This is a genomic window from Flavobacterium sp. BFFFF1 (genome assembly GCF_002256285.1).
In the GTDB taxonomy this organism is placed as follows: Bacteria; Bacteroidota; Bacteroidia; order Flavobacteriales; family Flavobacteriaceae; genus Flavobacterium.
In genome coordinates, this window is sequence record NZ_NKJE01000008.1 from 22,267 (window position 1) to 48,355 (window position 26,089).

The window sequence follows — 26,089 nt, forward strand, 5'->3', positions numbered from 1 at the left end:
ATTTTGTTCATTTGCAGCAGTTTGCTTCGCCATAAAAACGAAAACTGTGATCGATTTCAATTTTATAACGCGCTTCAGGGCAAAAGACGACTTCAGGAAAGGCTATCAACACGCTAAACTTTCTTACCTGAACAGGATCCGGCGCACGGTAACATTATTCTACTTCGCCATGGGACTCACTTTCGCCTCATGGGCAAGCCGCATACCGGACATTAAGGCCACACTGGGGCTTAGTGACGGTGAACTCGGGACAATCCTGTTTTCCATCCCGATGGGCCAACTTCTGGTCATGCCTTTTTCCGGCAAGCTGGTCACGCGATTTTCCAGTTACCGCATGTTGATTATATCCTTGTTGCTTTACGCCTTTGCTTTGGCCAGTCTTGGTTTCGCATCTGTGCGCTGGCAGCTGGCATTGGGCTTGTTCTTTTTTGGTATGGCAGGAAACGTGTGTAATATCGCTGTAAACACCCAGGGCGTCTATACTGAGATGCTATTCAGGCGTACGATAATGGGCTCGTTTCATGGCATGTGGAGCTTCGCCGGATTCACAGGAGCACTTGTAGGGCTCGGTATGATGGCAATCAAACTAACGCCGCTGCAACACTTCTGCATCATTCTTGCCATGGTGGTACTGGTAGTCGCCTTCGGGTATAAATTCCTAATCAAAACCCAGGAAGTGATCAGCACAAAAAAGAAAAAGATTTTCTCGAAACCAGACGCTGCATTACTTTGGCTTGGTGTCATCGGGTTCTGTTGCATGGCGAGCGAAGGCGTGATGTTTGACTGGAGTGGCGTATATTTTAAGGATATCGTAAAAGCGCCAGGTCCGCTGGTCGTACTCGGCTATACGTCGTTTATGATCATGATGGCCGGAGGAAGATTTCTCGGAGATAAGGTCATTCACCGTTTTGGCCGAAAAAAAGTATTGCAAATCAGCGGCTTGGTTATCTCCTCCGGATTGTTCCTATCCGTGCTCCTGCCCTACATTATTCCCTGCACGATCGCATTCATGATGGTCGGCCTTGGGGTTTCCACAATCGTTCCCACCGTATACAGCATTGCCGGGAAAAACAAGACGGTACCACCCGGCGAAGCGCTGACCATTGTATCGAGTGTAAGTTTCTTCGGTTTCCTGATGGGTCCTCCTGTAATTGGGTATATTGCTGAAGCTTTCAGCCTGCGCCTCTCATTTGCCCTGATCGGCATTTTCGGCATTTTCATTGCCATCATGGTTTCAAAGCTGAATGCCTTTCGCACAATGTAGCATCTGAATTTTGGCGCGCCCTTCGGGTCCGGCTCTGCGCTGTATCTTTTCCCGGCTCGGGCGATGCCCTGACGCCGGAAAAAGGATGCCGCTGCGATCCGTCGCGCGATCCGGTGAAAAGTGAACTACTTTTTCACAAAGCGGATGGTCTTGTTTCCGGAATTGGTAGTGATCTGAATAAAGTAAACGCCTGAGGATAATCCCGACACATCCCAGTTGGTATCGCCCTCCGTCGATTTTACCTTTTGGCCCACCGTATTGTAAAAATCAGTACCCGTGATTGTCGTACCTTCCGGCACCTCCAGTTTCAATATGTTTTCGGCTGGATTCGGATACAGTTGTACCGCTGCAGTCCCGAAATCTTCCATGCCCAGAGCCACCTGATTTCCGGCAGAAATAATATTTTTATTCGGATCAAATGCAATAGAAGTAACCTCAAATGGTACATTCTTCAGGAACACCTGGTTGTTAGAAATGTTCTCCAGCACCAGGTCCATTTGCTGCCCACCGGCACCGAATACCCTGACTGGCAATGGCATCTCAAAAAAAGTAACCGAAGAGTGCGATTGCGTCTGGCTCACCACAAATTTTACGACACCCGGGCTTTCATTATTCGCATTAATCGTATAAGAAGGATAACCCTGGTTGTATACCCAGTCGTTAAAGAATTCACTTAAGCTTTGCCCATACACTGCCTCAAGGTGCGCCTGCAAATCTGCCGTGGTGGCATAAGCGTATGCCAGGTTTGGGTCAGCCAGGTAATTTTTCAAACCCTGAAAGAACAGCGCGTCTCCAAGCTTAAGGCGCAGCATATTGATAACCATCGCGCCCTTGTTATAACTAAGCCTGCCGCTGAAAATACGGTTGACGCTATTCGTCTCGGCATCGGTGAGGTATACCGCACCGCCGGGTTGAAACGTAATGTTGTTGATCATGTTCGACTTCTCGTTTGTGAAGGCAGTTTCCCCATCAAAGTTTTCAATGACAAGCGCCGCGAGGTACGTCGCAAAACCTTCATTCAGCCAGATGTCCTTCCACGAACCACACGTAATTTTGTCGCCAAACCATTGGTGGCCCAATTCATGCGCAATCAGCCCGCGTCCAAAACTCACCATAAACGAGACCGTCGTATGTTCCATACCGCCACCCCATCCGAATTGTGCGTGACCGTACTTCTCGTCGGCGAAAGGATAGGTTTCGAACAATTGCTCATATAAATTCATAATGGGAACCGTCTGCGCGAGGTTGTTCATGTTTGACGGCAGGTCCTCAGGATAGACGTAATTGACAATTGGAAACTGATTCGGCGCGGTACCCGCCATTTGGGTATATATGTTGTAATTGGTAACAGCAATCGCGACCAGATAAGCGGGAATCGGATGGTTGTGGCGAAAATGAGTCGTCTTTGTACCATTCCCGTTAATCACTTCTTCGATTTGCTTTCCGTTAGACACGCTGACATATTGTGAAGGTGCCGTAATAAAGACGTCGATGCTATTCACTTTGTCATTTAGGTCCTGCTTGCACGGCCACCAATCCTGTGCGCCATAAGGCTCAGACAGCGTGTAAAGCACTGGAGAACCATTATGCTCTTCCGTCGTAAATGCCTCCTGCGCAGAAGCAGGCTGGCCGGAATACGAAATTTCGACCGTGGTAGATGCGCCAGTCACCAGTCCGCCCGGCAAAGTGATCACGACCTCATTGTTGCCATTCTGAACAAAGGATAACGCAACATTATTTCTCTTGACGGAACTCACAGTAAGCTCACTGGTTAGGTCGAACACAACTGTGTTCATCGGAGACAACGCTGTAAATGTGGTGGTCACCTTACCCTCAATGAAATATACAGCAGGATCTACATTAAACTCCAGTTTTTGATATGTGATGTCGTAATTGGTGGTATTGGGATTCACTACAAAATTGATGACATTTGCGGCAGATTTCATTTCCGCTTCTGCAATGCCGCCAAGACCATCACCTACCTTTTGGGCACGCACCGCCTGTAGTGCAAATAATAGGATGAATGCGTAATAATATTTCATTTTAGCGTATTTTTTGCCAAAGATAAAAACAAATTCCTGATTTGATTTGGATTAGCCTTAATTTTAAGGATATACGTGATGCATGCACATCCCGTTTTTCATACGCTTAAAATGCGGTATTTAAAACATTTGATTAAATTTGCTGGCTCATAAAAAATTATTATGTTACAAATCGCATTTATCAGGGAAAATCAGGAGAAAGTCATCAAGGCATTGGCTAAACGGAACATCGACGCGAACGCAGTGGTGGCCGATGTCGTTCAGCTCGATGAAAAACGCCGCGCGACACAGGCCGAATTAGACAACACTTTAGCCGAATCCAATAAGCTTTCGAAAGATATCGGAGAACTGATGAAAAGTGGTGAAAAATCAAAAGCCGGTATCTTAAAGGAAAAAACAGTGCTTCTCAAGGAAAAAAGCAAAGACCTGGCTGAAAAGCTCGATGCCTTTGCTTCTGAAATGACTGAAAAATTATATACGCTTCCAAACCTTCCTGCAGACCTTGTGCCGGAAGGCAAAACACCGGACGACAATTTAAACGTGTTCCAGGAGGGCGATATTCCCGTCTTACACGAAGGCGCACAGCCCCATTGGGATTTGGTGAAAAAATATGACATCATCGATTTTGAACTCGGAAATAAAATTACGGGCGCAGGCTTTCCGGTTTACAAAGGCAAAGGTGCCAAACTGCAGCGCGCACTGATTACTTATTTCCTGGACAAAAATACCGCCGCGGGTTATGACGAATACCAGGTGCCGCATTTGGTTAACGAAGCATCAGGATACGGAACGGGGCAGCTGCCGGACAAAGAAGGGCAGATGTACCATGACAAAACCGATGATTTGTATCTAATTCCCACCGCTGAAGTCCCGGTTACAAATCTTTTCCGTGACGTCATATTAAGCGAAAGCGAATTGCCCGTGCTGTGTACTGCCTATACGCCGTGTTTCCGTCGCGAAGCTGGTTCCTATGGCGCACATGTCCGCGGACTGAACCGCCTGCACCAATTTGACAAAGTCGAAATTGTACGCATTGAGCACCCTGAAAAATCTTACGAAGCGCTGGAAGGCATGGTGGAACACGTAAAAACACTTTTGCAGGAACTGAAATTGCCCTACCGCATCCTGCGCCTTTGCGGCGGAGACATGGGATTTGCTTCTGCAATGACGTATGATTTTGAGGTCTATTCCACCGCGCAGGAACGTTGGCTGGAAATCAGTTCGGTTTCTAATTTCGAGACGTTCCAGTCAAACAGGCTGAAACTGCGTTACCGCGATAAGGATGGAAAAAACCATCTGGCGCACACGCTGAACGGCAGCTCATTGGCCTTGCCACGTGTACTGGCAGGAATTTTGGAAAATTACCAGACGCCGCAAGGAATCGTGATTCCGGAAGTGCTTCGCCCTTATACCGGATTTGACATCATCGATTAACAATACTTTAGCCTTTTAAATAATAATCGGGCAAAAGTTATTGTTATATTAGTGCGGATTTTGATTCTATCCTATGAGAAAGCTGTTTTTACTTTTGGTCCTTTTCCTTATGCATGCTGTTTCCGCACAGAATGAGCAGCTCGCGCAAAATTATTTTGACAAAGGTGATTTCGAGAAAGCGGTAATCAGTTACGAGGAATTGTTAAAAAACCAGCCGGCAAATGGTCTCTATTTTCAAAAGGTCATCGATTCCTATCAACAGCTGTCGCAGTTTGACAAAGCCGACAAAGCGCTTACCGCCCGTTACGAAAAATTTAAACAGGATAACCTGCTTGTCGAATCAGGCTATAATTTTCAACTGCAGAAAAAAGAAGCTGAGGCCAAAAAATATTATGACAAAGCACTGGACAAAATCAGGGAAAACCCAACGAATGTTTACATGATTGCCAGCGCTTTCGAACGAAAAGTTGTTCTGGATTATGCACTGAAATCATATGAACTGGCTTCGTCGCTGGATCCAAAACTTGTTTTTAATTACCAAACAGCCATTATTTACGGACAGCTTGGAAATACCGGCATGATGATCGAACGGTTCCTGGAAGAAGCTTATAAAAATCCACAAAATTCCATTGCCATACAGAACCAGCTCTCCAGGTTTATGACGGAAGACGCTGAAGAGTCTTTCAACGCCGACCTTAAAAAAGCGCTGTTGCTTCGCGCACAGAAAAGCCAGGATGTGTTCTGGAACCAATACCTGAGCTGGTTCTATGTGCAGCAGAAAGACTATGGCAAAGCCTTCGTTCAGGAGAAAGCAATTTACAAGAGAAATCCGGAATCATTTTACAACATCGTCAACCTGGCGCAGTTTGCCAAGCAGGATGGTGAGAATGACACCGCTGCTGAGATTTTTGGATTTGTCCTTGAAAATACACAGGACATTCAACTTCAGATACAGGCACATACGTTCCTGATGGAAATGAAGACCGAAAAAGCGACCGCGACCGATTTTGGCGCAATCAACACCGAATTTGACGCACTTTTCAATCAATTTGGAATCATTCCATTTTCGCTTCCTTTGCAAATCCTGCAGGCGCATTTTCTGACATTCAGCCAGAACAATCCGGAGAAAGGAAAAACCATCCTAAAATCAGCACTGGGCCTGCAACTCAATAAGTACCAGGAAGCAGATGTAAAAATGGAATTGGCGGACATCCTGCTGTACGAAGAAAAATTCAACCAGGCTTTAATCTACTATTCACAAATCGAAGAAGACCTTAAAAATGATGAAGTAGGTCATGAAGCCAGCCTCAAAGCAGCAAAAACAAGTTACTTCAAAGCGGATTTCGATTGGGCCCAAAAGCAATTCAAGGAGCTCAAATCAGCTTCATCCCAACTGATCGCAAACGATGCGCTCGAGTACTTTTTACTCATCAGCGACAACACCGTTTCAGATTCTACACAAACCGATTTGAAGAAATTTTCACGCGCTGATTATCTGCTCTACCAGCACAAAAAATCGGAATCGCTGGCCTTATTCCAGGAAATCTTAAAAGACCACAAAACGCAGGAAATTGAAGATGTGACCTTGTTAAGGCTCGGAAGGATTTATGAAAAAAAAGGCGATTACGCTTCGGCGTTACAGCAATACCAGATCATAATCGACAAATTTTCAGAAGGCATCTACATTGACGAAGCCCTTTATTTCTCTGCCGAAATCTACAACCGCCAACTTAAAGACCCTGAAAAAGCAAAGCCATTATACGAAAAGATATTGTTCAGCCACCAGGACAGCATTTATTTTATTGATGCCAGGGCAAAGTTCAGGCAGTTGCGCGGAGACACGAATTCCTAGAATTTCTTTCCAGTACGGCAGCTACATATCGCATTTTCCAACAATAAGGAAATCCTAAAACAAAAAACAATGATTATCTATAACGTCACATCAAACCTCGAAGAATCAATCCATGAACGCTGGCTGCACTGGATGCAGACCAAACACATCACGGATGTACTGGCAACGGGAAAGTTTACTTCAGCAAGGCTGGCCAGGGTATTGATCGATGAAGAAATGGGCGGTGTCACGTATGCCGTGCAATATACAACCGACTGCAAAGAGACGCTCCAACGGTATTATGACGAAGATGCCCCCCGTCTTCGTGAAGAAGGCCATCGGATGTTTGGCGACAAAATGATTGCATTCAGGACAGAACTCGAAGTCCTCAGTGACCATTTCAGTGTAGAATAGGAAACCTTTTCAGGTTACCATAACGAAAAAAAACTCCAGGATGGATAAAGTAAAAGCCAAAAAACATCTAGGGCAGCATTTTCTAAAAGATGAAAGCATTGCCTCCCAGATTGCCGAAAGCCTGAACGGAAACGGCTACAACGATGTGCTTGAAATCGGTCCGGGAATGGGTGTACTCACAAAATACCTGCTCGATAAACCTTACAACACTTATGTAATCGAGATCGACAAGGAATCAGTAGAATACCTAAACGCCAATTATCCAACGCTGCACGGCCGGATTATCAGCGAAGATTTCCTAAAATACAACATCAACTCGGTTTTCGAAGGAAAGCAGTTTGCCATCATCGGCAATTTCCCTTATAATATTTCGACCCAGATTGTATTTCGCGCCTTAGAATTCCGCAACCAGATTCCGGAATTTGCTGGCATGTTCCAAAAAGAAGTCGCGGAACGCATCTGTGAAAAAAAGGGCTCCAAAGCCTACGGAATCCTCTCAGTCCTCGCGCAGGCTTTTTACGATGCCGAATACCTGTTCACTGTTTCAGAGCATGTATTTGATCCACCACCAAAAGTAAAATCAGGGGTATTGCGCCTCCGCAGAAAAGACAATTACACCTTGCCATGCGGTGAAAAATTGTTTTTTACGGTGGTTAAAACCGCGTTCCAACAGCGGCGCAAGACATTAAGAAATAGTTTAAAAACCTTAAATTTGTCGGATAATTTGCGGGAAGACACTATCTTTGACCTCCGTCCGGAACAGTTGTCCGTGGAACAGTTTATCGCTTTGACACAAAAAATAGAAGCCGATGGAATTTAAACTCAGCAAGGAATTAATCACGCAGTTAGAAGAACTCATTCAGTCGAAAAACGACCAGCAACTGGAAGTTTTACTGAATGACATTCATCATGCCGATATTGCTGAGATTCTTGACGAGCTCGATTTTGACGATGCCACGTACATCTTTAAAGTACTGGACAGCGAAAAAACGGCAGAAATCCTGCTGGAACTCGAAGACGACCTTAGGGAAAATATCCTGAAAAGGCTTTCCCCAAAAGAAATCGCTGAAGAGCTGGACGAGCTCGAAACCAATGATGCAGCTGATATCATCGCAGAACTTTCCAAAGACCGAAAAGAGGAAGTAATCTCTGAGCTTCAGGATGTTGAACATGCCAAAGACATCGTGGACCTGCTGCGATACGATGAACACACCGCAGGCGGTATTATGCATAAGGAATTGGTAAAAGTCAACGAAAACTGGAGCGTATTGACCTGCGTGAAGGAAATGCGCATTCAGGCAGAGAATATTTCCCGCGTGCATTCCATTTACGTGGTGGATGACGAAGACCGACTTAAAGGCCGCCTTTCCCTTAAAGATTTGCTGATCACATCAACACGGCAGCAGATCAACGACATTTATATCCGAAAATTAAACTCGGTCAAAGTGGATGCCGAAGATGTAGAAGTCGCCCGCATCATGCAGAAATACGATCTTGAAGCGATTCCGGTCATTGATGAGTTAGGTCGCCTTGTAGGCCGCATTACCATCGATGACATTGTAGATGTAATCAAAGATGAAGCCGAAAAGGATTACCAGCTGGCCGCGGGTATTACCCAGGACGTAGAAGCCGGTGACAGTGTTTTGGAAATGATCAAAGGGCGGTTGCCATGGCTGTTAATTGGGATGGTCATTGAAATCGTGGCTTCGTTCGTACTGAAAGACAATGAAAGCGCATTTGACCGTTATAAGACACTGATTATCTTCGTTCCATTACTATCGGCTACGGCTGGAAATATCGGCGTACAGGCCTCTGCAATTGTAGTACAGGGATTGGCCAACGGTACGCTGAAAGAATTCAGTAAGCAATATTTTACAAAGGAATTGACGGTTGCGATGATCTCCGGATCGATTATTTCGATGTTCCTCTTCATTTTCCACACCATTGTGTACGGGCAGCTGCAGGTCGGTTTGGCGATTTCGATTTCCATTATCGCAGTCATTCTTTTTGCAGCCACGTTAGGCACGCTGGTTCCGCTTTTCCTGAACAAAAATAAAATCGATCCGGCTATAGCGACGGGGCCTTTTATCACCACTACAAATGATGTGTTTGGAATTATTTTGTATTTTGCCATAGCCAAACTCATCTTAGGCCTTTAAAACCAATACCATGAATGTACACATCATCGGCGGCGGGAATCTTGGCGCTGCCATTGCGCTTGGTTTCTCGGCGTATGCCAAAGGCATCAACGTAACCGTCACGCGCAGGAATACCGGTTTGATCAAAAACCTCGAACAAAAAGGCATCCGCATCTCATCAGACAATACTTTTGACATCGCTTCCGCAGATTTGATTATCCTGACCGTGAAACCATATCAGGCCGAGTCTGTGATCCGTGAAATCCTGCCACATATTGCGGGAAAAACGGTCGCTTCTGCAATCAGCGGAATGACGCTGGAGATGTTGCAATCGCTTACTGGCGCGGAGCAGCCACTGGTTCGTATTATGCCAAATATTGCAGCGCAGTTTGGCGCATCGGCGACGTGTATTGCGTTTGACGAAAAATACGCAACGCAGGCACAGGACGTCATCATGCTTTTTAAAACGGTCGGTACAGCGCCGGTCATTGACGAAAAATTAATGGATGCGGCGACGGTACTGGGAGCATGTGGTACCGCCTATGCCTTGCGATACATCAGGGCCTCTATGCAGGCGGGCATTGAAATCGGTTTTGATTCCCAGACCGCATTAGCCATCGCTTCGCAGACGGTAAAAGGTGCTGCACAGATGCTATTGGAAGAAAATGTGCATCCGGAGCAGCTTATCGACCGGGTCACGACACCTCAGGGCTGTACGATTGTCGGGTTAAACGAAATGGAGCACGAAGGATTTAGTTCTTCGCTGATTAAGGGGATTAAAACATCGTTGCAGAAAATTAAGGGATAGGCCCTTAGCCCGTCCCGAAATTTCGGGAGCAGCGGCATCCTTTTCCTTTTTTCTGTAAAAAGGAAAGGATACAGTGGACAGCAGGAACCAGCTCCTGTAACAAAATATATGAGCCTTCCTGAAAGAATTCCCTTTTCTTTTTTTATAACTTTGGACCACCAATACCTTTCGTTTGAAACCATCTACCCTCAAAATATTACACCTCGACAGCAACCACCCGCTGCTATTCGCGCAATTAGAACAAGCTGGTTTTGAAAACCATCAGGATTTTGTTTCTTCGAAAGAGACTGTGGAAGCGAAGATCCATGAATACCAGGGCATCGTGATCAGGAGCCGGTTTAAGATTGACAGGGTGTTTCTGGACAAAGCCGTTAACTTACAGTTCATTGCACGGGTTGGCGCGGGTCTCGAAAGTATTGACACAGACTATGCGTCGGCGAAAAATATTGCTTTGATTGCGGCGCCCGAAGGCAATAGAAATGCCGTTGCGGAGCATGCGCTGGGCATGTTGCTTTCACTGTTTAACAAGCTCAATAAAGCAGACCGCGAAATTCGCTCGGGACATTGGAACCGGGAAGCCAATCGGGGCCATGAGCTCGATGGAAAAACGGTAGGGATTATTGGTTATGGCAATATGGGCAAGGCTTTTGCGAGAAAATTGCGTGGCTTTGCCGTGACGGTTTTATGCTATGATATTTTAGAAAATGTAGGTGATGCCAATGCAAAGCAGGTCTCACTGGCAGAGTTGCAGCAGCAAGCGGATGTACTAAGCCTGCACATCCCGTGGACCCCGGAAACTGATAAAATGGTGAATCAAAATTTCATCGACGCTTTCGCTAAGCCGTTCTGGTTAATAAATACCTCCCGCGGTAAGAATGTGGTTACTGCTGATTTGGCTAATGCGTTACAATCCGGGAAGGTTTTAGGTGCAGGGCTTGATGTGCTGGAGTATGAAAAAAGCTCATTTGAGCATCTTTTTGAAGAGCATGACATTCCCGAAGCGTTTCGGTATTTACTCAAAGCGGATAACGTTTTGCTTTCCCCGCATATTGCCGGCTGGACCTATGAAAGCCATGCTTTGCTGGCACAGGTGATTGTGGATAAAATCAACTCAATGTACCTGGCCGATTAGAAAATAAATTGAAGTTTAGTCGCTAAAACATAACCTATTCCAATAAATTATTTATTTTTATACACCAATAACCAAAACCAAAATATTATGACTGAAGTGAACAATACCGAGAGCTGGAATACACCGCCGCCAAATATCCCTTATTTTAAAGTTGATCCGGTAGCTGTGTTGCTGCTTGGAATTGTAACCTGTGGATTGTATTTGATTTACTGGAATATCAAAGTGGCTGATGTACTGAATGCGGTCAATGAGCGTGAAGTGATTTCGCAGCCAGTCGCGATTTTCGCCGGATGCTGCTCGCCTGTAAATATGTATTTTTATTACCTCGCAGGCAAGGACGGACTTCCAAAAGTATATCAAAGGACAGGTTCTTTACAAAAAGACGATTCTACTTTGCTGCTTATTCTGGGCTTCTTTATCCCAATGGTGGCTGCGATGATTGTACAAGGTGACATCAACAGATTATATAAATAAGAGTACACGCAACAGGCGTAAAATTTACGGAATTGCCGGAGCGTTAATCACGCTGGCAGTTCCGTTTTTTTTAATGCAGCAAAACGCTGACCATCATTTGGATACTGCGCAGTCGCTGTGCCCTTTTAAACTGCTTACGGGCTTCCCCTGCCCAGGCTGTGGTATTACCAAGTCGTTGGTTTACCTGTATGATGGCAACTTGTATAAAAGCCTGTACTACCATATCTTCGGGCCGTTTGTAATTTTGTTTTGTGTGGTCACGGTTTTCGTGCTTTCAGCGGAACTGGCGACCGGAAAGGAATATTTCAACAAATGGCTGTACAACAGGAAACTCGCCATTGTATTGGGAATTACTTTGGCCATTTACCACAGCGTACGTTTGGTCTATTTTGTGATGGAGCACAATTGGGATGATGTATTAAAGCAATCCATCTGGAAATAAAAAAGGCTCCCAATTCAGGAGCCTTTCTCATTTATCTTAAAGCGAAATTAATTCACAGTAACGTTGTCAGCATTGTTGAGGGGTGTTCTGTCAAACGTTTCATAATATTTCAAATAGAAAATTACGATTGTCTCCACTTCAACAGCAAAATTGGGAATCCAATCAGGAATATCCCAATGATAGAAATCATCCAAAGTTTAAACCATTTATTGGCATTGGCGTTTTTAAACTTTGCTTGATAATGAGCAACCTTTGGCTTATAATATTGATAATTAGCAAAAGATATTACTGCATATATTAAAATAGCAAACGTGCTTAACTGGATTTTTGATATATCATTTTCTATGATATAATCCATAATAAAATTTTCATGGGGAGAGAATATTGCTCTTGCAGTAAGAACAAAAAAGGCAAGGCCTGCCATTTCCAACAAGCTTAAATATTGCGTTGCGTTAAATATTGATAAGTCGTTACGATAATATTCGTGCAATCTGTAAAAAATGTAGTTTATTATTTCCATAGATTTTAGATTTAGTCAAATAATGAATCAAAATAATCTCCGATATTGTTACCAGTGGTGGCAAGCACAAGGATATCTGCTGCAAAATAAATCCCTGCGACGGGCGCGCGCCAACCAGTCATAGCATATAATTCACCTTCCAATGTTCCACCCAAAGTCCGCTGTCATTCGATATTGCTATTGATATTTAATTTCCGAATCCAGAAATTACTTCCTGTTCCAAAATTGACGTTAAATTTCACCAGCGATTGCGTAGAATTAGAATAACCGCCTGCAAGATATTCCCCTTAGTAGGTATAATTTTGGCAAGCAGATCGTCATATTCGCCTCCACATGTTTTAAATCACCCAATGGCACCTACACTATCCGCCATACGATTTTCCCATTCTATTTTTTGCGTATATAGTGATATTTGGCACATAAATACTTAAGTCATAAAAATCTTTGTCATGAGTTCGAGTTTTTGACGAAAGTAAATTATCTGTATTTCTTTAACAAACAATTATGTGAAATAAGTATTAATTTCTAATCGCAATAAGCCAATAAAAAAGGCTCCCAATTCAGGAGCCTTTCTCATTTATCTTAAAGCGAAATTAATTCACAGTAACGTTGTCAATTTGCATCGTCGTCGTATTTCCTGTAAGTCCGCTTCCGACGTATTCGAACACGAAATACCCATTGCCGGTTAACGTCGCAGGGATTGCGTAGTTCCCGCTCGGTGTAAAGTTTGCAGGATATCCTGTAGCCAATCCAGCGGAAATAGTGAAGTTAGACGTAATGTCTACCAAAGCTGCATTGTTAACGGGACCGCCGGGCGTATAATCTGATGCGCTTATGTAATATACTTTCAAAACCGGGCCAGTGACAAAACCTGCTTTTGACTGAAATGAAAAATTACTCGCAGCAGTGAAATCCACTGGCATGAAAAACAACGAACGGTTGTCTTCGTTCACCAACGTCGTAGAAGTTGAAGATGTAAAAGACGTCATCTGGAGGTACTTATTATTGCTGAAGGTGGTTGTCTGCCAATAACGCGTACCTACCACAGGATCGTTGATGTATTTTGGAAAAGTCCTGTTTCCAGGGCTTGTAGTAACACCGCTCTCGAAAGTTTCATTGAAGCTTCCTGAGAATGTAAGTGCATTTCCAACGATAGGTGAGGAAAGGTCAATTGTGAATCTTGGCTCAGTCAGTTTAATATCGTTTTTAGTACGTGCCAGGAATTGGTATGTCCCGCTGAACTTGGTCAATACACCCCTTATCTTACCACTGGTTCCCGGTGCGATATCCCCTGCAAAATTGGCAAAGCTGCTTGTGCGGAAATCAATCGTATTGCCCACATTGTCGGTAAGCAAGTGGTTTGTGGCGCCGCCCAGGTCATCCGTTGCATCATAAAGGGTCTTACCTACGACATCCGTTGTAAACTGCACACCGTCAAGTTCGATCAGTGTATTCAGGTTGGCATCATTCTTTGCCTCTGCAATGGTCATTGTCCTTACCAGATCTTCCTCACCAAGCCTTGTACAAGAACGTACAAGCACTTTAGCGTAATCAAAAATGGAAAGCCTTCCAACTGCATAGACTGCGGGATTTGTGTCCGTTGCAGGATCTAATTCATACAGCCCTCCAATACGCATTGACTCGTTATAAATGTCACGGTACTGTCCCTTTAATTTGATAAATACTTTAGTCCCTGTAGGATAGTTTACAAATGTTCCGCCTGCATCAACCGGCACGCTGAATCCAACCGGCGCTGAACCGTTTGTAGGGTGTGTCTGGAATGATATGGATTTGTAGAAGTTCCCGCCTTCATCACTTGAAGTGACGTAAGCCTCAATGATGTCATCGTCTGTATAAGGCTGGTCCGGCAGTACCTCTGCAGGTACGGTCGCGATGATTTCCTGTACTGTTTTGTTGGCCGAAAGGCTTGTTTCGGGGCAGTCCAAATTTGGGGTGCCATACTCGTCGTCATTGGCACAACCAGCGACAACACCAGTTAAAAGCGCCGTCATGAAAACGGTTTTGAAAATATTTAATTTCATATTTTTTTGCAATAATAATTAGTTGTGATAAATCCTTACGTTATCAATTTGGTACGAACCATCGATAGCATTGGCAGTTCCTCCGGTCACTTTAAAGGCCACGTGAATATTTCCCGTATATCCCGACAAGTCGATTTCGCCAGAATCCTGAAACACAAAATAATTCGCGTCAACCGTTGGTAGGTTAGCTTGTAATGGCGTCCATGTTGCAGCAGCAAAGTTCGTTCCATCATAATCTGATGATATCAACACTTCAAGTTTGTTTGATACAGTGTTGCTGACATAACTTTGAGAAACCTGGAATCTGAGGATCTCACCCTCAGCAACATCCATACTTACCGCTGGTGAAACCAGCCACCCAATGTTAGACGGCTCACCGGATTGGTAGGAGGTAAACTCCGCATAACCATTTCCCTGATAAATCTGTTGCTTCCATTTTGCGGTACCGGCAGTTGCGATATTCTCCCAATTGGTTATAACCAATGGGGTGTTGTCTGCGCTGTGTAAAAAATCCTCAGCAAGTACAAGCGGCGTAAATTCGGCTGTCTTGTAATCTTCATCCTGTGTGCATCCGGCCAATGCTACAATCGCAACGGCAGCCAGCGCCCAGATTTTTAAATTTTTAATTTTCATAACTATCTTTTTTTAGAATTGAATGTATAGATTCACGAAATAAGTACGTCCATATCCGTAGAAATATTTTGGCGCGAAAGAAGGCGTACCGCTGGAAACATCCTGATTGAGTTCCCTGAAGTTTGCATTTCTGGCCTGCTCGAATCCTCCGGTCTTGTAAGTTACGTCAAAAACGTTATTTACGGAAGCAAAGAATCCAAAAGTTTTGCCGTCAATTCTCCATGATTTCCCTCCTGTCAGGTTTACCAGACGGATAGGATCAAACTTCTCCTGTTTCAACAACTGCCTTGCACGGGCTTCAGTCGCTTCTGGAAATGGCAGTCCGAAAGGATCAGCCGGATTCCTGAAAAACGCTTTTGTACGCAATAACGGGGAAGCATCAATATATGTCTCCGCAAGGTAGTTGGCATTGGCACCAATCCACCAGAATTTTGGGTCGCGGTATTCCAATCCGAACGTTGCTGCCTGTTGTGGCATACCAGCCTGTCTGTAATCCTTCATCGTAGCTTCGCCATAATTGGTCACAGGATTTGTGTTGGTGTCGCTGGCCAACGCATCATTTGTTAACGTTACCGTTGGGTTTCCGTCAAAAATATATTCTCCATATGAAGCTGCAAAAGTGGCTTTTATAGTAGAGGTGATTTGGTATTCAGCACCAAGTTCAGCACCGATATTTCTTTTAGAAACATTGGTTGTTGTTTGTCCCACAAACGCGTCGCTTCCATCGCCCTCATTATCTTCTTCAAAAGCACCCTCAGCATAGAAAAATGTGTTTGCAGTTCCGTTTTTCGATCTCGACATGAAAGCGGTAAGTCTTCCTTTAAACTTAGGCGCCCTAAGGATATAACTCGCGTCTACGCTTGTGATAATTTCGTTTTCAAGATCTCCCACTATATTGTTATTCAACCTGGCGTTATTATAGGTATTTCTTAGTGTCGGAGCTTTTGTCATGTGCGCCGCGTTAAAATTCAGGAACTGTCTTCCCGAGATTTTGTAGGTTACACCACCTTTAAATCCGAAATTCTCGAAATTAGTCTTTCTACTTTCACCAAAAGAGTTGTTAGGATACAATCCATTCCTGTAAAGGCCTTCTCTCTGGTAAACAGAAGAACTAAAAGATTCTGCGAGATAAAAGTCGAATTTGTTGTATGAAAATTTGAACTGAGTAAAAGCGTCAATAACGTCAGCCTTCAGTATATAATTGTAGCCATAACGCTCGTTTTCACGGACGATGTGGTTTGGGTTGTTCAGGTTAGGCTGAGACTGGTTTCCTGTATAAAAACCGTCCTCATCGCTGAAATAACTTCCTCCCAATAGATCCAGCAAATTCTGGAAATTCTCTGATTTCAGTTTCCTGTAAGTTACTCCTGCATTCATCGAGATGTTGTCAGAAAGCTGGGAAGTAAAAATAGAATTCGCAGTAATTAACTTGTCGTCTGTGCGGTCTTCATACAATACATAGTTGCTTTTGCCATCAAGAGCGGCCGCATTTGCCCTGTACATTGCAGTCCAGTTGATTTGCTTGTTTGCAAGAAACTGAGACTTCAACAATGCAGCATTGGCCTGATTAAGCGGATCATCTCCTTGAAAATCAGTATAATCATCAAGGTTATACATGGATGTATAGTAACTTGGTAAATTCTTGTAATAAGCAGGATCAGGAAGGTAGCCCAAATTCTGGTTTGTAAACGGGTCAATCGCTATAGTCTGTTCAGCGTTGTCAATACGGCTGTTGCCGATTCGTCCAATCTGATAAGTAAGACTTGAATTCAATTTATTTTTCTCGTTGATTTTCCAGTAGTGGTTTAGCATTAGGATTGGCTCTTCAAGATCTTTATCCCTGGAATTCCTTTTGCGACCATCTTGCCATCCCCAGTAAGAATTGTATTTAACTCCGGCAAGATCCGTAACTTCTTTAGTGTTTGGAGAATTCTTTCCACGGCTGTTCTGTGCGTAAATCGCGGTAACGTTTAAACTATGGTGCTCATTAAACTTCTTTTCAACACTGGCGAACAGTGAGTTCGCACTATAGTCAGTACCTTCAAAATAACCTTCTTTCGTCCACCTGCGGCCACCGGACACCACGAACGCCCATCCCTCTGAATTCATGCCGGAAGCGTGGGTACCCATAGCACGCCAAGAATAGTTGGTGTTGGTTCCTGAGAAGGAAATCCTAGTACCTGGTCTGTATATAGAAGCTCTTGTATTGATTTCCTGTGTGCCAAGAATTCCTCCGAAGGTGTAGTCAGACGGTGCTGAGCCCATGGTGAACTCCTGATTGCGTGTTGCATCATTCACTCCGCCCCAGTTGCCCCATTGTGGTCTTCCATCGTAAATCTTATTCATCACAACGCCGTTGATCATCGTTATCCCATATTCATTATCTAATCCACGGATCCTGAAACGCGCTTGTCCCCAGTTAAATGCTGCTGCCTGCTGATACGCATCACGACTCGCCTGAAGCAAACCGGAAGTACTCTCTGAGCCACTGTTATCATCTCCCAGGTCATTCTCTGTGATGGTAATCAGACTCAGTTCCTGCTCTGATGTAACGTCCTCTTCAAGAACCACCGTGCCTAAATCGAGTTTTTGACCTTCTTTGAGCTCGATTGGAAGGATTTGCTGCGAGTAGCCGGTACTGGTGATTTTCAACAGTTGCTTACCGATAACGACGCCTTCAATCACAAAAACACCTGCTGCATTGGTCAGTCCGGTAAGATTTGTGTTTTGGACCGTTGCCACAACACTTTGTAATGGTTTCTGTGTCTTGGAATCAACAACTTTACCAGTAACGGTAGCGTTTTGCTGAGCCCAGCCAAAAAACACCTGCATCACAAATAGAATACTAAATACAAGTTTTTTCATAAAAAATATTAAATTAATTTAAGTTGAAAAGAATAAGAATTTCTTAACAGGGTGCAAATGTACATGTTTAATTAATATTATCTACTTTTGCTCCCAACTTTATGTTAAACTTCACCTTAAATTAATATAGGATTTATGCGAATTAGTAAAAATTTAGCCCTGTTTGTTGTTTTATCTTCAATGTTCCTTGCGCGTGCACAGGAAAAAAAGTTCGCTATCAGCACCGTAGCGTTCTATAATTTTGAAAATCTGTTTGACACCATCAACAATCCGAACAACGACGAAGAATGGCTTCCGAATGGCGCACAGCATTGGACTTCGAAAAAATACCACCAGAAGTTGGAGAATCTCGCGCGTGTGATTTCTCAAATCGGAACCAATGACCAGCAAAAAGACGCACCTGTATTGGTGGGCGGGTCCGAAATCGAAAACCGTGGCGTCCTCGAAGATCTGGTAAAACAGCCTAAAATGAAAACCTGGGATTACGGAATCGTACATTTTGATTCTCCAGACAAACGTGGGATTGACGTGGCATTACTATATCAGAAGAAACATTTTAAGCCAACGAGTTACATTAACATTCCCTTAATGATCTACCGTGATCAAAAGCCGGAAGACACCAAAAAAGAAAAAGAAGAAATAACAGATGATAAAATTGAAATAAGCAAAGACAACAGGGTGTATACCCGTGATATCCTGTTGGTTACTGGCCTTTTGGATGGCGAAGAAGTAAATGTCCTGGTGAACCACTGGCCATCGCGTTCCGGAGGTGAGAAAAAGAGCAGCCCATTCCGTGAAGCTGCAGGCAGATTGGCGAGAAAAGTAATGGACTCTATATATAAGGTAAACCCAAATGCTAAAATCATGTGCATGGGCGACTTAAACGATGGTACCTACAACAAAAGCGTCAAAGTAGGTATTGGTGCCAAGTTGAAGAAGACTGAAGTAAAGGAATTTGGCGTATACAATCCGTTTGAACAAATGGCTAAAGAAGGAAATGCGTCGTTATTCTATCGTGATGCCGGCGACATTTTTGACCAGATTATGGTCTCTGAGACATTAATCAAAGAGGGTTATGACTCGCTCCGATACTGGAAAGCCGGAATATACAACAAGCCATTTATGATACAGACTGATGGCCAGTATAAGGGCTATCCGCTTCGACATTCCGCGAATGAAGTGGGTTTCAGCGACCACTTTCCCGTTTATATCTATTTGATTCGTCAGGTAAAGTAACTTCATACAAATTTCATTAAAGCCGGATTTTTCCGGCTTTTTTGATTATTAGTATTACATTTGCACGCAGATTTCCTAAAATCAATACTTTATGAAAAATGTCTTCTTCTTACTTATCATGCTGACCGCATTAAAAAGTTTCTCACAGGATACTATTCCCACCTCGCGGGCAAAAGAGTTTATTGGAAAGGAAGTGTGGGTAAGAGGTACAGTAGCCTCTGTAAAACAGGCTACAGCTGAAAACAACGTCGCTTACATCAATGTGGACAAGTCATTCCCGGACAATGTTTTTACGGTTGTAATCAACACCAAATATGCCCAAAGGCTGAAATTGAATCTCGCGGCAGCCAAAGGCAAAAAAATCCTTGTCAAAGGAAAAATCACTGTTGAAAAAAACAATGGACAAACACCGCAAATCTTCAACCCGACGCAGATCCAAATAAAATAAAGCGTAATTTTAAATAAAAATTCGCCATGGCAACTACAAAGCCTTTCAACCTGAACCAATGGATTGAAGACAACCGACACCTGCTTAAACCGCCTGTTGGTAACAAGAATATTTACGTCAACGCCCAGGACTATATTGTCATGATTGTAGCCGGCCCCAACGCGCGCAAAGATTTCCACTACAATGAAACCGAAGAACTGTTTTACCAGCTCGAAGGAACCATCACCGTAATCATCCAGGAAGACGGGGAACGCCGGGAAATGCAACTCAACGCCGGCGACATGTACCTGCACGGCGCAAGGATTCCGCACTCGCCCATACGAACTGAAAATTCAATCGGACTCGTGATTGAACGTAAACGCGCCGGCCGCGGCTTTATGGACGGCCTGCTTTGGTTTTGCGAAAAATGCAACCACAAACTTCATGAGGTTTATTTTGAACTGCACGACATCGAAAAGGATTTCCTTCCCCACTACAAGCAATTTTACAATTCTCCGGAGCTCCGCACGTGTGATAAATGCGGCACCGTGATGGATACCGATCCCAGATATACAGAATAGCGCGAATCAGTCCTCTGCAGACCTTCCTTCAAATACAAAATTTAACGTTCCCGGGCATGCGAACATCTCACGCAAAGCCTTCGGATAAATAGTTTTTAGTACATTTGTCGCTATTACATTTTTTATGATACAATCAATGACCGGTTTTGGGAAGGCCACACTACAGCTCCCTTCAAAAAAAATAACCGTTGAAGTAAAGTCACTCAACAGCAAGGGGTTTGACCTGAACGTACGAATGCCCTCGATGTACCGCGAAATGGAATTGGGGGTCCGGAATCAGATTGCTACCGTACTCGAACGCGGAAAAATCGATTTCTGCATTTTCATCGAAAATACGGCTGAGCAAACTTCAACCAAAGTCAACGTACCTATCGTAAAGGATTATATACGGCAGCTTCGCGAAGTCTATGAACACGCTGATGAGACAGAATTGATGAAAATGGCCGTCAGAATGCCAGATGCGCTAAAGACCGAACGCGATGAGATTGAAGACGACGATTGGAAGCAGGTACAGCAGGTCGTTGATGAAGGATTAAAAAACCTAAAATCGTTCCGCATCTCTGAAGGCGTTGCCCTGGAAAAAGAATTCCTACACCGAATCGCGAATATTATGACCCTCATGAACGAAACGGTCGCGCTGGACAGTGAGCGCATCGAAACGGTAAAAAACAGGCTAAGGACGGCGATTGATGAGATTAAGGTAAATGTTGATGACAACCGTTTTGAACAGGAATTGATTTTTTATCTTGAAAAATACGACATCACCGAAGAAAAAGTCCGTCTCGAAAACCACCTGAATTACTTTATTGAAACCATTGCAGGCAGTGAGGCAAATGGCCGCAAGCTTGGTTTTATCACTCAGGAAATGGGTCGCGAGATCAATACTATGGGATCTAAGTCGAATCATGCATTAATGCAGAAACTGGTTGTGCAAATGAAGGACGAACTCGAAAAAATCAAGGAACAGGTCCTGAATGTGTTATAATGATGGAAAAAACTACTCCCAAAAAAGGCAAGCTGCTGGTTTTTTCAGCACCCTCCGGTTCCGGCAAGACGACAATCGTAAAATATTTATTAGAACAAAAAGAACTGCATCTCGACTTTTCCATCTCAGCGACTTCCCGCCAAAAGCGTGGAGATGAGGTAAATGGCAAAGACTACTATTTTCTTTCCTCAGAAGATTTCCAGCGGAAAATTGAGGAAAATGCCTTTGTCGAATATGAAGAGGTTTACGCGAATAACTACTACGGCACGCTAAAAAGCGAACTGGAACGGATTTGGGCCAGCGGCAAACATGTCATTTTTGACATTGACGTGATTGGCGGACTCAACATCAAGAAACAATACCCGGAGCAAACATTGGCTGTTTTTGTGAGCCCGCCATCGGTTGAAGAACTTGAAAGAAGGCTTCGATTCAGGCAAACAGAAACAGAAGAAAAAATCCAGATGCGCATCGCAAAAGCCGAACGTGAAATTTCAGTATCCGGGCATTTCGATGTAATCTTAAAAAACTACGACCTCGAGAACGCGAAAAATGATGCCTACCGCCTGGTTTCTGATTACCTGCATATGATATAAAATTAGGTGCAGCGTACAAGCTTCGGATACAAGCCTGAACCCTGCGCCCTGAAAACCACAAAATGAAAATCGGTCTGTACTTCGGAACATTTAACCCAATACACATTGGCCATGTGATTATCGCAAACCATATGGCGGAAAATTCAGATTTGGACCAGGTTTGGATGGTGGTCACGCCCCACAATCCGCACAAGCAGAAAAGCACCCTGCTTGATGATTACCAGCGGTTGCATATGGTACACCTCGCTACCGAAGCACTACCTAAGATTAAACCGTCCGATATCGAGTTTAAGTTGCCACAGCCCAATTACACCGTAAACACGCTGACACACCTGCTGGAAAAATTTCCACAGCATGAATTTGCATTGATTATGGGCGAAGACAATCTCAATTCGCTCCCGAAATGGAAAAATTACGAATACATTCTGGAACACCATGATATTTATGTGTACCCACGGATTTCGGCAGAAGCATCACACCTGAAAAACCATGCCAAAGTACACTTCATTAACGCGCCTGTCGTAGAGATTTCATCTACTTTCATCCGCGAAAGCATTAAGAACAGGAAAAACACTTCGCCAATGCTCCCGCAAAAAGTCTGGGAATACGTTGACCACAACAACTTCTATAAAAAATAGAAGGCGCTCCTGAAACAGCAACGCCTTCTAACACCAAAAACAAAATTTATTAACTTCAATAATTATGGCAGTATGAAATTAACCAACCAAAAATCATACACCATAATAACGGGACACTTTCAATGAGATTGTGTCCAATACTCATAAAAAAGCGTTAAAGATTTCCCCTATAGAACTACGAAAACGTTTTATTATCCTGCGAATTTGAGTATTTTTGAACCCTAATTGGACCCAAATGAATGAACAACCAAAATTTGCAGTAATCGGGGGAGGAAGCTGGGCCACGGCCATCGCAAAGATGTTGTGTGTCAACCTGCCGGAAATTGCGTGGTACATGAGAAATACCGATGCGGTAGAACACATTAAAACCCACAAACACAATCCGAATTACCTGAGCTCCGTCGAATTTGACGTTAAAAAGCTACGGCTTACCTCTGATATCAATGAAGCCGTTGCATATGCCGATTATCTCATTTTTGCCATTCCATCTGCCTTTTTGAGTGCCGAGTTGTCTAAGCTGACCGTCAGCCTGAAATCTAAAGTGATTTTTTCGGCCATTAAAGGGATTGTACCCGAGACGTTCCTGATTGTCGGGGAGCATTTTCACAACGAATTTGACATTCCTTATGAAAATATCGGCGTGATTACTGGTCCGTGCCATGCGGAAGAAGTTGCCTTGGAACGACTATCGTACCTTACGATTGCCTGCGGTGATGAGAAAAAAGCGAAAATCATGGCTGAAAATCTTGCAGGAAATTACATCAAGGTCAAGATCTCTGATGACATTATTGGCACGGAATATGCGGCGATGCTAAAAAATATTTATGCCATTGCTGCCGGAATCGCCCACGGATTGGGCTACGGCGACAACTTCCAATCGGTGCTGATGAGTAACGGAATCCGGGAGATGAAAAAGTTCATACGTAAAGTCCATAAGATGAAACGCAACATCAACGATTCAGCGTACTTAGGGGATTTGCTCGTGACCGGTTATTCCGTTTTTTCCAGAAACCGCATGTTCGGGAATATGATTGGCAAAGGTTACACTGTTAAAAGCGCCATGATGGAAATGAGTATGGTGGCCGAAGGATATTATGCCGTTAAAAGCGCCTACACGCTAAACCAGGAATATGGCGCTAAGACACCGATTATCGATGCGGTGTATAGCATTTTATATGAAGGAAAAGAAGCGCGTAAAGTGTTTAAGAAGCTCACAGATAAACTGGATTAGATGAGCGAACGTTGGAAATTTCAAGTGCGCATGGGCCTTTTCTGGGGCATTTTTATGTCTGTTTTTCAACTGCTTTTTGAATTAAACGAGACACCGGCACTGCTGCAACTCAGCAACAAATGGTTTTACATTCGGTTGTTGCTACAGATTTTGGCCGGGATTTTTGTGGTGGGCTATTTCAGTTGGACCTCCCGAGAAAAAAAGGCATAGTCGTTACCGGACCACTACACCATCCTTAAACAAAATAGGCACCTCTTCAAAATTCGTTTCGTTAATTGAATTCGCACGGAAAATATACTTGCGGTCGTACAATGTTTTCCCGATGAAAAACGTGACCATAAACTCATTATTGAGTACGAGCACACTATCTTCAATCATTTCGATTTTCACGACTGAAACGGCAGGCATTTCTACCAATGCGTGGCGCAATAAGGACGTTTTGCGCATTTCGCCATCGATCGTGCCGAAAGCTTTTGAAACCACCATAATGTCGTGCAAATCATTGTCGCTGTCATTCACCAGATACACGTTCCACACATTGCTCATGAAATCGTCATTCCATTCGGAGACGGCGGCCATAAAAACGTTTTCTACTTCGGGGATGGTGATGTGTTCTCTCATTTCAAAGTTCTAAGTTCGTTGTTTAAAATTCATTAATACTGAAGATTGATTAATGAAAGGTGAAGTCGGTATCCCTAGCCCGGATGGCAGCGGCATCCTTTTTTGTCGCACGAAACGCCCCTCGACTGCGGCGCGGGGTAACAAAAAAGATACAGCGGACAGCCGGAACAGCTCCTAAAAACTATATGCTCGTCTTAAACTGCTGCAAAAACCGCACGTCATTTTCAAAAAACATACGGATGTCGTCTACCTGGTACAACAGCATTGCGATGCGCTCAATACCCATCCCGAAAGCAAATCCGTTGAATTCATCAGGGTTGATACCGCAATTGCGCAATACATTTGGGTCGACCATGCCACAGCCCATAATTTCGAGCCAGCCGGTTCCCTTGGTGATGCGGTAGTCCGTTTCGGTTTTTAATCCCCAGTAAATGTCAACTTCAGCACTTGGTTCCGTAAACGGGAAATACGAAGGGCGCAGGCGGATTTTTGACTTTCCGAACATCTCCTTAGTAAAATACAGGATGGTCTGTTTCAAGTCGGCGAAGGAAACATCTTTGTCGATATACAAGCCTTCCACCTGGTGAAAAATACAGTGGGAACGCGAAGAAACGGCTTCGTTGCGGAACACGCGTCCCGGAGAAATCGTCCGGATTGGCGGCTTGTTGTTTTCCATATAACGCACCTGCACTGAAGAAGTGTGGGTACGCAATAAGATATCGGGATTGGTCTGGATGAAAAAAGTATCCTGCATGTCACGCGCCGGATGGTATTCCGGAAGGTTTAATGCAGTGAAATTGTGCCAGTCGTCCTCAATTTCCGGTCCTTCAGACACATTGAATCCAATGTTCGAAAAAACATCGGTAATTTGGTTCTTAACCAACGAAATGGGGTGGCGCGAGCCAATGATTACCGGTTCAGCGGGACGCGTAAGGTCACCATAAATACTTTTGGTCTCCTGTTTGCTTTCCAGTTCGTCCTGGATGGTTTTGAGTTTTTCCTCGGCAATGTTTTTCAGCGTATTGATGACCTGCCCAAATTCCTTTTTCTGGTCATTGGGTACGTTCTTGAATTCGGCGAAAATCTCTTTTATGAGGCCTTTGCTGCCCAGGAATTTGATTCGGAATGCTTCGAGTTCTTCTTTCTTTTGTGTGGAAAAAGCCTGTGCTTCGCCAATATATTCTTTGATCTTGTCTATCATCGTTCTTTCAGTAAGTGTGCAAATTTACGGAAATGTTTAGAGTTTAAGAAGCTTAAAATGGATCAATCAATAACTTCTTTCTCGAGGAAATAATTCACGATCGCTTCTTTCATCAAAACCGACTGCTCGCCTGCCTTAAGCGCCGGAAGCATTTCCTTTACTTTATAGTGTGGCCAGCCATCGTGGTCTACAAAATCAAATTCGTAGTAACCATAGGGCTCGAGCACGCGGCATATTGCGATGTGCATCAGGTTCAGCTTTTCGTCTTTTTTAAATTTCTGGTGTACCTTGCCAAATTCCTGAACGCCAATAAGGTAAATGATGGCGTCGAGATCGAGGTCTTCACCCTGCGAAAACTGGTCTGAAAGTATCTGTACGAGCTGTTCCCAGCGTTGTTTTAATTGTATATCTCTTGACATTTTAGTATTGAGAATTGGGTAGTGAGTATTGAGATGACAGTACCTCAACAAGCGGCAAAGATAAGGAGTTCGGTTTTGTTATTGTGCAAAAGTGCTTATCTTGGCGCAACATTTTATT

Annotated in this window: 26 protein-coding genes; 18 read left to right on the forward strand and 8 right to left on the reverse strand. The window is 43.9% G+C overall.

What is annotated here, in order from left to right; translation table 11 throughout:
* The first annotated feature begins 46 nt into the window (after nt 1-46).
* A complete protein-coding gene (locus tag CFE23_RS06570) occupies nt 47-1,264 on the forward strand; it encodes an MFS transporter (protein WP_291085856.1) in 1,218 nt (405 codons plus the stop codon).
* Nucleotides 1,265-1,389: 125 nt separating this feature from the next.
* Here CFE23_RS06570 and CFE23_RS06575 read toward each other — a convergent pair whose 3' ends face one another.
* The gene (locus CFE23_RS06575; RefSeq protein WP_291085859.1) at nt 1,390-3,306 is read right to left on the reverse strand and encodes a M1 family aminopeptidase; all 1,917 of its coding nucleotides are present in this window, start codon (nt 3,304-3,306) and stop codon (nt 1,390-1,392) included.
* Between the two features lie 162 nt (nt 3,307-3,468).
* On the opposite strand from CFE23_RS06575, the gene serS reads away from it, so the two are divergent.
* The 9 genes from serS to CFE23_RS06620 all read left to right on the forward strand — a co-directional run bounded on the left by serS (nt 3,469) and on the right by CFE23_RS06620 (nt 11,979).
* The gene (serS, locus tag CFE23_RS06580) at nt 3,469-4,740 is read left to right on the forward strand and encodes a serine--tRNA ligase (protein ID WP_291085862.1); all 1,272 of its coding nucleotides are present in this window, start codon (nt 3,469-3,471) and stop codon (nt 4,738-4,740) included.
* Between the two features lie 73 nt (nt 4,741-4,813).
* A complete protein-coding gene (locus CFE23_RS06585; protein ID WP_291085864.1) occupies nt 4,814-6,592 on the forward strand; it encodes a tetratricopeptide repeat protein in 1,779 nt (592 codons plus the stop codon).
* 69 nt (nt 6,593-6,661) lie between these two features.
* Nucleotides 6,662-6,985 carry a DUF4286 family protein gene (locus CFE23_RS06590; RefSeq protein ID WP_291085867.1) on the forward strand — a complete coding sequence of 108 codons (324 nt, stop codon included), beginning with the start codon at nt 6,662-6,664 and terminating at the stop codon, nt 6,983-6,985.
* 40 nt (nt 6,986-7,025) lie between these two features.
* Nucleotides 7,026-7,805 carry a 16S rRNA (adenine(1518)-N(6)/adenine(1519)-N(6))-dimethyltransferase RsmA gene (gene rsmA, locus CFE23_RS06595; protein WP_291085871.1) on the forward strand — a complete coding sequence of 260 codons (780 nt, stop codon included), beginning with the start codon at nt 7,026-7,028 and terminating at the stop codon, nt 7,803-7,805.
* A complete protein-coding gene (mgtE, locus tag CFE23_RS06600) occupies nt 7,795-9,144 on the forward strand; it encodes a magnesium transporter (protein WP_291085874.1) in 1,350 nt (449 codons plus the stop codon). Before rsmA ends, mgtE begins: the two co-directional genes overlap by 11 nt.
* 10 nt (nt 9,145-9,154) lie before the next feature.
* On the forward strand, nt 9,155-9,931 hold the full coding sequence (proC, locus tag CFE23_RS06605) for a pyrroline-5-carboxylate reductase (RefSeq protein WP_291085877.1): 777 nt from the start codon (nt 9,155-9,157) through the stop codon (nt 9,929-9,931).
* A gap of 172 nt (nt 9,932-10,103) precedes the next feature.
* Nucleotides 10,104-11,063 carry a 2-hydroxyacid dehydrogenase gene (locus CFE23_RS06610; RefSeq protein ID WP_291085880.1) on the forward strand — a complete coding sequence of 320 codons (960 nt, stop codon included), beginning with the start codon at nt 10,104-10,106 and terminating at the stop codon, nt 11,061-11,063.
* Nucleotides 11,064-11,150: 87 nt separating this feature from the next.
* Nucleotides 11,151-11,537: a DUF4234 domain-containing protein gene (locus tag CFE23_RS06615; protein ID WP_291085883.1), complete on the forward strand. Its 387-nt coding sequence runs from the start codon at nt 11,151-11,153 to the stop codon at nt 11,535-11,537.
* Between the two features lie 73 nt (nt 11,538-11,610).
* Nucleotides 11,611-11,979 (forward strand): DUF2752 domain-containing protein, encoded by a 369-nt coding sequence (locus CFE23_RS06620; RefSeq protein ID WP_291085886.1) that lies wholly within the window; start codon nt 11,611-11,613, stop codon nt 11,977-11,979.
* Nucleotides 11,980-12,100: 121 nt separating this feature from the next.
* On the opposite strand, the gene CFE23_RS06625 is transcribed toward CFE23_RS06620, so the two are convergent.
* From CFE23_RS06625 to CFE23_RS06640, 4 genes are all read right to left on the reverse strand, one after another.
* Complete coding sequence (locus CFE23_RS06625; RefSeq protein WP_291085889.1) at nt 12,101-12,499, reverse strand: hypothetical protein; 399 nt, start codon at nt 12,497-12,499, stop codon at nt 12,101-12,103.
* Nucleotides 12,500-13,092: 593 nt separating this feature from the next.
* Nucleotides 13,093-14,541 carry a DUF5689 domain-containing protein gene (locus CFE23_RS06630; protein ID WP_291085892.1) on the reverse strand — a complete coding sequence of 483 codons (1,449 nt, stop codon included), beginning with the start codon at nt 14,539-14,541 and terminating at the stop codon, nt 13,093-13,095.
* A gap of 18 nt (nt 14,542-14,559) precedes the next feature.
* Entirely contained in the window at nt 14,560-15,174 is a 615-nt protein-coding gene (locus tag CFE23_RS06635) for a hypothetical protein (protein WP_291085895.1), read from the reverse strand.
* A 12-nt stretch (nt 15,175-15,186) separates the two neighbouring features.
* Nucleotides 15,187-18,039, reverse strand: a complete 2,853-nt coding sequence (locus CFE23_RS06640) for a carboxypeptidase-like regulatory domain-containing protein (RefSeq protein WP_291085898.1) — start codon at nt 18,037-18,039, stop codon at nt 15,187-15,189.
* 135 nt (nt 18,040-18,174) lie between these two features.
* Here CFE23_RS06640 and CFE23_RS06645 point away from each other — a divergent pair, with 135 nt between their 5' ends.
* The 8 genes from CFE23_RS06645 (at nt 18,175) to CFE23_RS06680 (ending at nt 23,940) form a co-directional block, all read left to right on the forward strand.
* A complete protein-coding gene (locus tag CFE23_RS06645; RefSeq protein WP_291085901.1) occupies nt 18,175-19,275 on the forward strand; it encodes an endonuclease/exonuclease/phosphatase family protein in 1,101 nt (366 codons plus the stop codon).
* A 91-nt stretch (nt 19,276-19,366) separates the two neighbouring features.
* A complete protein-coding gene (locus tag CFE23_RS06650; protein ID WP_291085904.1) occupies nt 19,367-19,723 on the forward strand; it encodes an exodeoxyribonuclease VII large subunit in 357 nt (118 codons plus the stop codon).
* A gap of 26 nt (nt 19,724-19,749) precedes the next feature.
* Complete coding sequence (locus CFE23_RS06655; protein WP_291085907.1) at nt 19,750-20,283, forward strand: 3-hydroxyanthranilate 3,4-dioxygenase; 534 nt, start codon at nt 19,750-19,752, stop codon at nt 20,281-20,283.
* Between the two features lie 124 nt (nt 20,284-20,407).
* Nucleotides 20,408-21,268 (forward strand): YicC/YloC family endoribonuclease, encoded by an 861-nt coding sequence (locus CFE23_RS06660; protein WP_291085909.1) that lies wholly within the window; start codon nt 20,408-20,410, stop codon nt 21,266-21,268.
* Complete coding sequence (gene gmk / locus CFE23_RS06665; protein WP_291085912.1) at nt 21,268-21,861, forward strand: guanylate kinase; 594 nt, start codon at nt 21,268-21,270, stop codon at nt 21,859-21,861. Before CFE23_RS06660 ends, gmk begins: the two co-directional genes overlap by 1 nt.
* Nucleotides 21,862-21,923: 62 nt before the next feature.
* Nucleotides 21,924-22,499, forward strand: a complete 576-nt coding sequence (gene nadD / locus CFE23_RS06670) for a nicotinate (nicotinamide) nucleotide adenylyltransferase (RefSeq protein ID WP_291085914.1) — start codon at nt 21,924-21,926, stop codon at nt 22,497-22,499.
* A 235-nt stretch (nt 22,500-22,734) separates the two neighbouring features.
* Nucleotides 22,735-23,730 (forward strand): NAD(P)H-dependent glycerol-3-phosphate dehydrogenase, encoded by a 996-nt coding sequence (locus tag CFE23_RS06675; RefSeq protein ID WP_291085916.1) that lies wholly within the window; start codon nt 22,735-22,737, stop codon nt 23,728-23,730.
* Nucleotides 23,731-23,940, forward strand: a complete 210-nt coding sequence (locus CFE23_RS06680) for a hypothetical protein (protein ID WP_291085918.1) — start codon at nt 23,731-23,733, stop codon at nt 23,938-23,940.
* A 3-nt stretch (nt 23,941-23,943) separates the two neighbouring features.
* On the opposite strand, the gene CFE23_RS06685 is transcribed toward CFE23_RS06680, so the two are convergent.
* The 3 genes from CFE23_RS06685 to CFE23_RS06695 all read right to left on the reverse strand — a co-directional run bounded on the left by CFE23_RS06685 (nt 23,944) and on the right by CFE23_RS06695 (nt 25,971).
* A complete protein-coding gene (locus CFE23_RS06685) occupies nt 23,944-24,351 on the reverse strand; it encodes a hypothetical protein (RefSeq protein WP_291085920.1) in 408 nt (135 codons plus the stop codon).
* A gap of 181 nt (nt 24,352-24,532) precedes the next feature.
* Nucleotides 24,533-25,552, reverse strand: coding sequence for a phenylalanine--tRNA ligase subunit alpha (pheS, locus tag CFE23_RS06690; protein ID WP_291085923.1), 1,020 nt, complete (start codon nt 25,550-25,552; stop codon nt 24,533-24,535).
* 62 nt (nt 25,553-25,614) lie between these two features.
* Nucleotides 25,615-25,971 (reverse strand): hypothetical protein, encoded by a 357-nt coding sequence (locus CFE23_RS06695; RefSeq protein ID WP_291085926.1) that lies wholly within the window; start codon nt 25,969-25,971, stop codon nt 25,615-25,617.
* Between the last annotated feature and the right edge of the window lie 118 nt (nt 25,972-26,089).

Coding starts and splice junctions, on each gene's coding strand:
- CFE23_RS06575 (WP_291085859.1), bottom strand. CDS start 3,306: ATGAAATATTATTACGCATTCATCCTATTATTTGCACTACAGGCGGTG.
- serS (WP_291085862.1), top strand. CDS start 3,469: ATGTTACAAATCGCATTTATCAGGGAAAATCAGGAGAAAGTCATCAAG.
- CFE23_RS06585 (WP_291085864.1), top strand. CDS start 4,814: ATGAGAAAGCTGTTTTTACTTTTGGTCCTTTTCCTTATGCATGCTGTT.
- CFE23_RS06590 (WP_291085867.1), top strand. CDS start 6,662: ATGATTATCTATAACGTCACATCAAACCTCGAAGAATCAATCCATGAA.
- rsmA (WP_291085871.1), top strand. CDS start 7,026: ATGGATAAAGTAAAAGCCAAAAAACATCTAGGGCAGCATTTTCTAAAA.
- mgtE (WP_291085874.1), top strand. CDS start 7,795: ATGGAATTTAAACTCAGCAAGGAATTAATCACGCAGTTAGAAGAACTC.
- proC (WP_291085877.1), top strand. CDS start 9,155: ATGAATGTACACATCATCGGCGGCGGGAATCTTGGCGCTGCCATTGCG.
- CFE23_RS06615 (WP_291085883.1), top strand. CDS start 11,151: ATGACTGAAGTGAACAATACCGAGAGCTGGAATACACCGCCGCCAAAT.
- CFE23_RS06620 (WP_291085886.1), top strand. CDS start 11,611: ATGCAGCAAAACGCTGACCATCATTTGGATACTGCGCAGTCGCTGTGC.
- CFE23_RS06625 (WP_291085889.1), bottom strand. CDS start 12,499: ATGGAAATAATAAACTACATTTTTTACAGATTGCACGAATATTATCGT.
- CFE23_RS06630 (WP_291085892.1), bottom strand. CDS start 14,541: ATGAAATTAAATATTTTCAAAACCGTTTTCATGACGGCGCTTTTAACT.
- CFE23_RS06635 (WP_291085895.1), bottom strand. CDS start 15,174: ATGAAAATTAAAAATTTAAAAATCTGGGCGCTGGCTGCCGTTGCGATT.
- CFE23_RS06640 (WP_291085898.1), bottom strand. CDS start 18,039: ATGAAAAAACTTGTATTTAGTATTCTATTTGTGATGCAGGTGTTTTTT.
- CFE23_RS06645 (WP_291085901.1), top strand. CDS start 18,175: ATGCGAATTAGTAAAAATTTAGCCCTGTTTGTTGTTTTATCTTCAATG.
- CFE23_RS06650 (WP_291085904.1), top strand. CDS start 19,367: ATGAAAAATGTCTTCTTCTTACTTATCATGCTGACCGCATTAAAAAGT.
- CFE23_RS06655 (WP_291085907.1), top strand. CDS start 19,750: ATGGCAACTACAAAGCCTTTCAACCTGAACCAATGGATTGAAGACAAC.
- CFE23_RS06660 (WP_291085909.1), top strand. CDS start 20,408: ATGATACAATCAATGACCGGTTTTGGGAAGGCCACACTACAGCTCCCT.
- gmk (WP_291085912.1), top strand. CDS start 21,268: ATGATGGAAAAAACTACTCCCAAAAAAGGCAAGCTGCTGGTTTTTTCA.
- nadD (WP_291085914.1), top strand. CDS start 21,924: ATGAAAATCGGTCTGTACTTCGGAACATTTAACCCAATACACATTGGC.
- CFE23_RS06675 (WP_291085916.1), top strand. CDS start 22,735: ATGAATGAACAACCAAAATTTGCAGTAATCGGGGGAGGAAGCTGGGCC.
- CFE23_RS06680 (WP_291085918.1), top strand. CDS start 23,731: ATGAGCGAACGTTGGAAATTTCAAGTGCGCATGGGCCTTTTCTGGGGC.
- CFE23_RS06685 (WP_291085920.1), bottom strand. CDS start 24,351: ATGAGAGAACACATCACCATCCCCGAAGTAGAAAACGTTTTTATGGCC.
- pheS (WP_291085923.1), bottom strand. CDS start 25,552: ATGATAGACAAGATCAAAGAATATATTGGCGAAGCACAGGCTTTTTCC.
- CFE23_RS06695 (WP_291085926.1), bottom strand. CDS start 25,971: ATGTCAAGAGATATACAATTAAAACAACGCTGGGAACAGCTCGTACAG.